The sequence below is a fragment of the Moorena sp. SIO2C4 genome, assembly GCF_010672485.1.
GTDB lineage: Bacteria > Cyanobacteriota > Cyanobacteriia > Cyanobacteriales > Coleofasciculaceae > Moorena > Moorena producens.
This window is the reverse complement of the sequence record NZ_JAAHGN010000879.1, coordinates 1-3,270: the sequence shown is the minus strand read 5'-3', so window position 1 is coordinate 3,270 and position 3,270 is coordinate 1. Positions and strand designations below refer to the sequence as shown.

The following is a 3,270-nucleotide window of genomic DNA, read 5'->3' as shown; positions in this document are numbered from 1 at the left end:
TCGCTTGTCTGACTTCTGGTTTATCCAAGGGTGCCATCTGAGTATTGAGCACCATGTAGTTAATATTATTGCTGGGAGATTCTATGACTTGCCAACCACCAGAAGCTGCTCCTTTTTGCAAACTGAGGATTTGATCGGGATCTAAACTTTGATAACCAATGTCTACAGCACCGGTCTTGATGGAATTGAATAAATTAGCCGAATTGGTGAGGATTTGAACGTTTAATCCCTGATTGGGGGGTTTTTTACCCCAATATTCTTCAAACACATCTAGGCGAATCCCATTAGGACTAAACTTGACTAGCTTATAAGGACCAGTGCCTACAAATTTGGTCGGTTCAAATTTACCACTACCAATTTCATAGGCATTGGGGGAAACAGCACAGGTTCCAGAAAAAGCTAACAGTGCTGGAAAGGCAGCGAAGGGATTTTTGATTTTAATCGTCAGTTCGTACTCTCCAGAGGGTTCAATCGAATCTACCAAACCTTCCAGTAGAGAAGAGGGCTTGCCACCATTTTCGATAAACCGACGCAAGGAAAATGCCATGGCTTCAGCGTTAAATGGGGTGTTATCATGAAAGACTACACCTTGGCGTAGGGGAATGGTATAAGTTAAGCCATCCTTGCTGATGGTAGGCATAGCAGTTGCCAGTTGTGGCACTAATTCTGAGGTACCCAGCTTGTAGGTATAAAGGCGATCGCCTAAGCTGTAATGGATGTTACTAGCTGCTAGTTCGTAGGCATCGGCTGGATCGAGGGTTCTCGGTTTTAGGGTAGTACCGATGGTGAGTCTATTACTGTTACTGGTGATGGAGGAACCTGTCTGTTGATTGCTCGGAGAACCACCACAACTAATAATTAGGAAACAGCTACAGAGGAATAAAGCTAGGAATTTGGTAGTTGACCAGTGTTTGCGGGATAGGGTAAACCAGTTCATGCTTTGGTAATTGTGATTAGCGACGAGTAATTTCTTATCGTAGCTATCTTATAACCAATTTCAAAAAATCTAGCGTTGTAGAATACAGCGATGATTGATCTAGAGGGGGGTTCTTCCGTAATTAGTATGCTAATTTAGCCTAAAAAATAAACTATCAAAATATCAAAGCTATATAACGTAGTAGGTTTATTTAATTTAACTTATTATTTTAGCAGAAAATGTACCGAATAGCCATATTATTTAATCCTCAATCCTAAGCAGTCAAACACAAGCTGATAGCTGTTCGCGTAGCGTGCGCGTAGCGCATTACCTAAGAGCTTACCTAATACCTGAGAGCTTACCTAATTTGTGAATAATTGTTACAAAAAAACCTACTTTAGTATAAAAACACCCAGCTTAACCTGAATAACTAATTAGATCCCATAACTCCTAGCTAACTACCGTTGGATGAAAACACTTCCCCACTTACTACACTCAGCACTCAGCACTCAGCACTCAGCACTCAGCACTATTGTCAAATCGGGATTAAATGGGAATATAAAACACAGATATAGCGATATGTGGCAACCCAACATAAAACATCTTACCCCAGAGCAAGAGACTTTAATTTCATTTTATCAAGAAAAATGGCACAACTTATCTTTTTTAACTGGAGTTATTGATCGTCACGAAGCAACACTAGCCATAAACGCTGCCTATACAGCCATTGGCAAACCAGTACCAGATATTGTTTTTTGTGATAGCCCTTACGGTTTTTTTAAAATTATCCTGAACCAACTCCAGCAACACATTGACAGCCAACTAGAGAGTAAACTCCAGCCACGACTAGAGAGTCAATTAATCAGTCAACTACGGCAACATCTCAACACCCAACTCGGCAAAGAACTCCAACAAGAGCTACTCTACCAACTCGGGCAAAAGCTTAACATTAAACGGATTAGCCGTCAACTTGAAGAGAAACTGTGGCAACCCTTGGACACTTCCATGGGAACCCAACTACACAGGCAATTGCAAAACCAATTGTTATATGAACTAGATACCTCAACAGTTAGTCAACAGCGAATTCGACTGGGCTTGCAAGTACTTGAACAACTTGGGACTGAATTGAGACTATTCATGTCACCCTTATACTGGAGTATTTACAGTAGTCGGTTTGACTTTTATATTTCCGTCTTAAATTGCCCTCACCATCAAACCACATGGCAAATATTCCAATCCCTAGCCAAACACTGTAGTTGGATGTTCCCATTTGAAAACATCTGCTTCGTTTGCGATCGCCCAACCAAGCTCTCCTTTGACACTCAACACCGCCTTCATAGAGAAGGACAGCCAGCCATGGAGTTTGCCGATGGATTCAGCTTATACTCTTATCATGGCGTGAAATTACCAGAAAAATACGGTAAAGTCAACCCCAAGCAGTGGCAAGCTGGGTGGCTTTTAGAAGAACCCAACGCTGAACTTAGGCGAGTCCTGATTGAGGGGATTGGTTACGCCCGAATTTGCCAAGACCTAGAAGCACAGCGATTAGATTCCTGGGAAGAATACACCCTATTAAAAATTAATAACGATATCGATATCGAGCCAATTTTTCTACTCAAGATGACTTGTCCTAGCACCAACTTTGTTCACATTATGCGAGTGCCGCCTCATGTAGAATCAGCCCGTGAGGCAATTCGCTGGGTAAATTGGAATACTGATCCAGAGGAATTTTTAGTCCAGACTTGAGTCCAACTCAGGTTAATATCAAGTGGTTAATACCAAAGTTGCCTTCAAACATAGCACCATTCCCATCACCAGGGATAAGAGGGAGCAGGACTTACGGAACGACTCTAAGGGACTCTAGCTGTAGGGTGCCTTAATAACGCAGCCTACAACATCAGCGCGTTTGTTGCCCAGTTTGGCGTAAGTCTTGAACTTGCACAAATGGTGCAACTGTTTTGTGGTTGAAGGGTGACCTTCAACCTACCCAACAAGGGACGCCTGGGCAAGAACAACCTTCAACCTTGAAAATGTATATGGGAGTCAGGATTGTTTTAGTAGAACCCGCTGGTCCATTGAATGTGGGTTCTGTAGCACGAGTGATGAAAAATATGGGGTTATCGCAGCTCGTGCTAGTGAATCCTCAGTGTGACCATCTCAGCCAAGACGCACAGCAGATGGCAGTGCACGGGGTAGATATCTTAGAAAAAGCCCAAGTCGTAGCAACCATACCAGATGGCTTAGTCGGGTGTCAAAGAGCGATCGCAACCACCGCTCGTAGCCGCGCCATCCCCACTACTCTCGAACATCCCAGAACCGCCTTACCCTGGTTATTGTCAGCTGGCAGATCGTAA

The 3,270-nt window shown here is 43.1% G+C and carries 2 protein-coding genes and 1 pseudogene; 2 read left to right on the top strand and 1 reads right to left on the bottom strand.

Features of this window, described 5'->3' with window-relative positions:
- Positions 1-937, bottom strand: a 937-nt coding sequence (locus F6K20_RS30730; RefSeq protein WP_287297247.1) for an ABC transporter substrate-binding protein, incomplete at its 3' end; no start/stop codon positions are given.
- A 558-nt stretch (positions 938-1,495) separates the two neighbouring features.
- Between F6K20_RS30730 and F6K20_RS30725 the strand changes: the two genes are divergently transcribed.
- Positions 1,496-2,662 carry a DUF6745 domain-containing protein gene (locus F6K20_RS30725; protein WP_287247393.1) on the top strand — a complete coding sequence of 389 codons (1,167 nt, stop codon included), beginning with the start codon at positions 1,496-1,498 and terminating at the stop codon, positions 2,660-2,662.
- 284 nt (positions 2,663-2,946) lie between these two features.
- Positions 2,947-3,258, top strand: a pseudogene (locus F6K20_RS30720) (TrmH family RNA methyltransferase); the annotation flags it as partial.
- Positions 3,259-3,270: the final 12 nt, after the last annotated feature.